Annotated in this window: 5 protein-coding genes and 1 pseudogene; 2 read left to right on the top strand and 4 right to left on the bottom strand. The window is 45.8% G+C overall.

Annotated elements, in window-relative coordinates:
• Together FYJ34_RS15050 and FYJ34_RS00385 are read left to right on the top strand one after the other, a co-directional pair.
• A pseudogene (locus FYJ34_RS15050) lies at positions 1 to 2,250 on the top strand (SpaA isopeptide-forming pilin-related protein); the annotation flags it as partial.
• 147 nt (positions 2,251 to 2,397) lie between these two features.
• A complete protein-coding gene (locus tag FYJ34_RS00385; RefSeq protein ID WP_154475281.1) occupies positions 2,398 to 2,676 on the top strand; it encodes an exodeoxyribonuclease VII small subunit in 279 nt (92 codons plus the stop codon).
• Between the two features lie 320 nt (positions 2,677 to 2,996).
• On the opposite strand, the gene FYJ34_RS00395 is transcribed toward FYJ34_RS00385, so the two are convergent.
• From FYJ34_RS00395 to FYJ34_RS15680, 4 genes are all read right to left on the bottom strand, one after another.
• The gene (locus tag FYJ34_RS00395; RefSeq protein WP_154475283.1) at positions 2,997 to 3,275 is read right to left on the bottom strand and encodes an exodeoxyribonuclease VII small subunit; all 279 of its coding nucleotides are present in this window, start codon (positions 3,273 to 3,275) and stop codon (positions 2,997 to 2,999) included.
• A 148-nt stretch (positions 3,276 to 3,423) separates the two neighbouring features.
• The gene (locus tag FYJ34_RS15670; protein WP_330582446.1) at positions 3,424 to 3,819 is read right to left on the bottom strand and encodes a SpaA isopeptide-forming pilin-related protein; all 396 of its coding nucleotides are present in this window, start codon (positions 3,817 to 3,819) and stop codon (positions 3,424 to 3,426) included.
• Between the two features lie 34 nt (positions 3,820 to 3,853).
• Positions 3,854 to 4,714 (bottom strand): SpaA isopeptide-forming pilin-related protein, encoded by an 861-nt coding sequence (locus tag FYJ34_RS15675; RefSeq protein ID WP_330582447.1) that lies wholly within the window; start codon positions 4,712 to 4,714, stop codon positions 3,854 to 3,856.
• A gap of 56 nt (positions 4,715 to 4,770) precedes the next feature.
• Positions 4,771 to 5,650 (bottom strand): SpaA isopeptide-forming pilin-related protein (locus FYJ34_RS15680; protein WP_330582448.1); only part of this gene is annotated, 880 nt, incomplete at its 5' end.

Raw genomic sequence — 5,650 nt, forward strand, 5'->3', positions numbered from 1 at the left:
GTGATGAAAACGGCTTCGGTCAGACAAAGGATATGCCTTACGGCGTATATACCGTTCATCAGACCTCCGGTTGGGAGGGGCGTGAGTTAATGGACGACTTCGATGTGTTCATTTCTCAGAACGGACAGACCTACCGCTATCTTATTAACAACGCAAACTTTGAAAGCTATATCAAGGTTGTTAAGGTGGACGCAGAAAGCGGTAAAAACATTCCTTATGCCGGTGCTGGGTTCAAAATCTTTGACCCGGACGGCAATCAGGTAACAATGACTTTCACTTATCCTACTCCGACAACGATAGATATTTTCTACACTGATGCAAACGGACAGCTTGTTACACCGGAGAAACTGGAATACGGCAAGGGATATTCTCTTGTTGAGGTTCAGGCTCCTTACGGATATGTGCTTGACAGCACACCGGTGTACTTTGATGTGGCAGAGGAACATTCTTCCGATGAGGGTGGTATTACCGTGATTAAGGTCGATAAGCCTAATATGGCACAGAAAGGTACTGTCAGCATTGAAAAGACCGGCGAGGTATTCTCAGGGGTAAATATCTCCGGAGAGGAAAATGCCGATGTGATTTATCAGCCTGTCTATGAAGTGAAAGGTCTTGCAGGTGCGGTTATGAGATTACCGCAGCAGAAGATATTATCACTCCTGACGGAACACTCCGTTATGCAAAGGGCGAGGTCGTAGATACTGTTACCACAGATGAAAACGGACTTGCAAAGAGTAAGGAGCTTTACCTCGCAGATATACGGTAGTTGAAATTACCGCACCGGAGGGTATGGTTATCAACAAGGAAGCACACGAGGTCGAGCTTACCTACGCAGGTCAGGAAGTCGCCGTGACCGAAACGGCAACCAGCTTCGTAAACGAGAGACAAAAGGTTACGGTAAGTCTTGAAAAAGCTATCGAGAAGAACGACATCTTCAATATCGGCAACGGCGATGAAGTGAAGAACATCAGCTTCGGACTTTTCGCTGCTGAGGAACTTGTTTCAACAAGCGGTACTTCTATCCCGGCAGACGGTCTGATTGAGATTATCTCTCTTTCCGAAAACGGTAAGGCAACGCTGAAAACCGACCTTCCTTTTGGAAGCTACTATGTAAAGGAACTTGCAACTGATGAGCATTATATCCTTTCCGACAGCAAGTATCCGTTTACTTTCAGCTATGCGGGACAGGATACCGAAACTGTTGAGATTGCAGTCAATGACGGCAAGCCGATTGAAAACAAGCTCATTTACGGTTCTGTTTCCGGTAAGAAGATTACCGAAAACGGCGAAGCACTGGGAGGTGCTGTAATCGGTCTGTTTAAGGCTGATGAAACCGAATTTACAAAAGAAAATGCTTTGATGACTGCTACCTCCCAAAAAGACGGTAGCTTTTCTTTTGAGAAAGTACCGTATGGCAACTGGCTTGTAAGAGAAATCGAGCAGCCGGAGGGCTTCGTGCTTGATGAAACTTCTTATGAAGTTAAAATCTCCGAGGTCGCTCAGGTCATTGAGGTCGAAATCGTCAATGAGTATGTTCACGGCAATATCAAGTTGACTAAGGTCGATGAAGATTACCCGGACAACAAGCTGACAGGAGCGACCTTTGAGGTTTACAAAGATGTAAACGGCGATGGCAAACTGGACGACGGCGACGAGCTTATCGGTACACTCAACGAAACTTCTACGGGTATTTACGAGATGAAGGAGCTTCTTTACGGAAAATACCTTGTAAGAGAAACCAAAGCACCGGAGGGCTTTGAGCTTGATAAGGGTGTGTACTCTGTTTTCATTGAAAAAGATGAAACCACCTACGAGGTAGAAAACAAAGCCGGCGTCGGCTTTATTAACACGGCTATGAAAGGAAACCTGAAAATCGTTAAGACTTCCTCAGACGGTAAGGTTGAAGGCTTCACTTTCAGAGTTACGGGAGTAAACGGATACGACCGAAGCTTCACGACCGATAAGAACGGCGAAATCGTTATTGAGGGACTTCGTATCGGCGATTACACCGTTTCCGAGGTTCAGGATACTGTTTCTGCTTCCTATGTGCTTCCTGCGGATAAGATTGCAACAGTAAAGGTCGGCTCTACTACCGTTGTGGAAATGCACAATGAGCTGAGAGACACACCAAAGACCGGAGATAACAGCAATGTGGGCTTGTGGACGGCACTTGCGGGACTTTCTGCCCTCGGTATTGTCGGCACAGCCGTTGTTGCGTACAGAAAAAAGAAGAAGGAGGACAATGAGTAATGGACGCTAAAACAATCGTAGCAGTTGTATTAGTCGCCTTTATTATCGGCGGCTTTATCTTCTTGCAGATTAAGAACAGAAAGAAATAAGGAACGCTTGTGTGGGCGGAGTGAAAACTTCGCCACCGTTCTTTTACGGAGGTGCATTATGAATAAGCAAAAGACGGTTGACAGCAAGGTGCTTGCAATACTCAGAGAATGCCCTGAAACAAGGTATGACGATATGCAGCTTATCCTTTGCTATTACAACCGATACAGCTATATGAGAGTCGGCGATTTGCCGCTTGAAGATATAGTCAACAACTATAAAGGGTACGGCTTACCGTGCTTTGAAACTATCCGCAGAGCAAGACAGAGGGTGCAATCCCTGTTCCCCGAACTGTCAAGGCAGTGTAGCGGTTGCAACTGCGGAAACATCAGAATGTGATTGAAGTAAGCTGAGGTGTGGATATGAACGAGGAAAAAAGAAAAATCGGTGAATACACCGTTCTCTGCTCGGTCAATGTGGGCGAAAAGGGTGTAAGGCGATTTGCGGATAATAGTCATCGCTTATGGCACATACATTCGGAGCATAGTTCAAACAGGTCATTACGCTCCACAAAACCGCACATAAATTTATCGCCGTTTGTACTTTGCTCATTGGAAGCCAAGATAATTTCCTTTTCGCCCACATTGACCGAGCAGAGAACGGTGTATTCACCGATTTTCTTTTTTCCTCGTTCATATCCACACCTCAGCTTACTTCAATCACAATTCTGATGTTTCCGCAGTTGCAACCGCTACACTGCCTTGACAGTTCGGGAACAGGGATTGCACCCTCTGTCTTGCTCTGCGGATAGTTTCAAAGCACGGTAAGCCGTACCCTTTATAGTTGTTGACTATATCTTCAAGCGGCAAATCGCCGACTCTCATATAGCTGTATCGGTTGTAATAGCAAAGGATAAGCTGCATATCGTCATACCTTGTTTCAGGGCATTCTCTGAGTATTGCAAGCACCTTGCTGTCAACCGTCTTTTGCTTATTCATAATGCACCTCCGTAAAAGAACGGTGGGCGAAGTTTTCACTCCGCCCACACAAGCGTTCCTTATTTCTTTCTGTTCTTAATCTGCAAGAAGATAAAGCCGCCGATAATAAAGGCGACTAATACAACTGCTACGATTGTTTTAGCGTCCATTACTCATTGTCCTCCTTCTTCTTTTTTCTGTACGCAACAACGGCTGTGCCGACAATACCGAGGGCAGAAAGTCCCGCAAGTGCCGTCCACAAGCCCACATTGCTGTTATCTCCGGTCTTTGGTGTGTCTCTCAGCTCATTGTGCATTTCCACAACGGTAGTAGAGCCGACCTTTACTGTTGCAATCTTATCCGCAGGAAGCACATAGGAAGCAGAAACAGTATCCTGAACCTCGGAAACGGTGTAATCGCCGATACGAAGTCCCTCAATAACGATTTCGCCGTTCTTATCGGTCGTGAAGCTTCGGTCGTATCCGTTTACTCCCGTAACTCTGAAAGTGAAGCCTTCAACCTTACCGTCTGAGGAAGTCTTAACGATTTTCAGGTTTCCTTTCATAGCCGTGTTAATAAAGCCGACGCCGGCTTTGTTTCTACCTCGTAGGTGGTTTCATCTTTTCAATGAAAACAGAGTACACACCCTTATCAAGCTCAAAGCCCTCCGGTGCTTTGGTTTCTCTTACAAGGTATTTTCCGTAAAGAAGCTCCTTCATCTCGTAAATACCCGTAGAAGTTTCGTTGAGTGTACCGATAAGCTCGTCGCCGTCGTCCAGTTTGCCATCGCCGTTTACATCTTTGTAAACCTCAAAGGTCGCTCCTGTCAGCTTGTTGTCCGGGTAATCTTCATCGACCTTAGTCAACTTGATATTGCCGTGAACATACTCATTGACGATTTCGACCTCAATGACCTGAGCGACCTCGGAGATTTTAACTTCATAAGAAGTTTCATCAAGCACGAAGCCCTCCGGCTGCTCGATTTCTCTTACAAGCCAGTTGCCATACGGTACTTTCTCAAAAGAAAAGCTACCGTCTTTTTGGGAGGTAGCAGTCATCAAAGCATTTTCTTTTGTAAATTCGGTTTCATCAGCCTTAAACAGACCGATTACAGCACCTCCCAGTGCTTCGCCGTTTTCGGTAATCTTCTTACCGGAAACAGAACCGTAAATGAGCTTGTTTTCAATCGGCTTGCCGTCATTGACTGCAATCTCAACAGTTTCGGTATCCTGTCCCGCATAGCTGAAAGTAAACGGATACTTGCTGTCGGAAAGGATATAATGCTCATCAGTTGCAAGTTCCTTTACATAGTAGCTTCCAAAAGGAAGGTCGGTTTTCAGCGTTGCCTTACCGTTTTCGGAAAGAGAGATAATCTCAATCAGACCGTCTGCCGGGATAGAAGTACCGCTTGTTGAAACAAGTTCCTCAGCAGCGAAAAGTCCGAAGCTGATGTTCTTCACTTCATCGCCGTTGCCGATATTGAAGATGTCGTTCTTCTCGATAGCTTTTTCAAGACTTACCGTAACCTTTGTCTCTCGTTTACGAAGCTGGTTGCCGTTTCGGTCACGGCGACTTCCTGACCTGCGTAGGTAAGCTCGACCTCGTGTGCTTCCTTGTTGATAACCATACCCTCCGGTGCGGTAATTTCAACTACCGTATATCTGCCGAGGTAAAGCTCCTTACTCTTTGCAAGTCCGTTTTCATCTGTGGTAACAGTATCTACGACCTCGCCCTTTGCATAACGGAGTGTTCCGTCAGGAGTGATAATATCTTCTGCTGCGGTAATCTCATAAACCGCACCTGCAAGACCTTTCACTTCATAGACAGGCTGATAAATCACATCGGCATTTTCCTCTCCGGAGATATTTACCCCTGAGAATACCTCGCCGGTCTTTTCAATGCTGACAGTACCTTTCTGTGCCATATTAGGCTTATCGACCTTAATCACGGTAATACCACCCTCATCGGAAGAATGTTCCTCTGCCACATCAAAGTACACCGGTGTGCTGTCAAGCACATATCCGTAAGGAGCCTGAACCTCAACAAGAGAATATCCCTTGCCGTATTCCAGTTTCTCCGGTGTAACAAGCTGTCCGTTTGCATCAGTGTAGAAAATATCTATCGTTGTCGGAGTAGGATAAGTGAAAGTCATTGTTACCTGATTGCCGTCCGGGTCAAAGATTTTGAACCCAGCACCGGCATAAGGAATGTTTTTACCGCTTTCTGCGTCCACCTTAACAACCTTGATATAGCTTTCAAAGTTTGCGTTGTTAATAAGATAGCGGTAGGTCTGTCCGTTCTGAGAAATGAACACATCGAAGTCGTCCATTAACTCACGCCCCTCCCAACCGGAGGTCTGATGAACGGTATATACGCCGTAAGGCATATCCTTTGTC

The organism is Suipraeoptans intestinalis, from assembly GCF_009696485.1.
GTDB classification, from domain to species: domain Bacteria; phylum Bacillota; class Clostridia; order Lachnospirales; family Lachnospiraceae; genus Suipraeoptans; species Suipraeoptans intestinalis.

Excerpts from the sequence above, each read along its gene's own strand:
- FYJ34_RS00385 (WP_154475281.1), top strand. The coding sequence starts at position 2,398 with ATGAATAAGCAAAAGACGGTTGACAGCAAGGTGCTTGCAATACTCAGA.
- FYJ34_RS00395 (WP_154475283.1), bottom strand. The coding sequence starts at position 3,275 with ATGAATAAGCAAAAGACGGTTGACAGCAAGGTGCTTGCAATACTCAGA.
- FYJ34_RS15670 (WP_330582446.1), bottom strand. The coding sequence starts at position 3,819 with ATGAAAGGAAACCTGAAAATCGTTAAGACTTCCTCAGACGGTAAGGTT.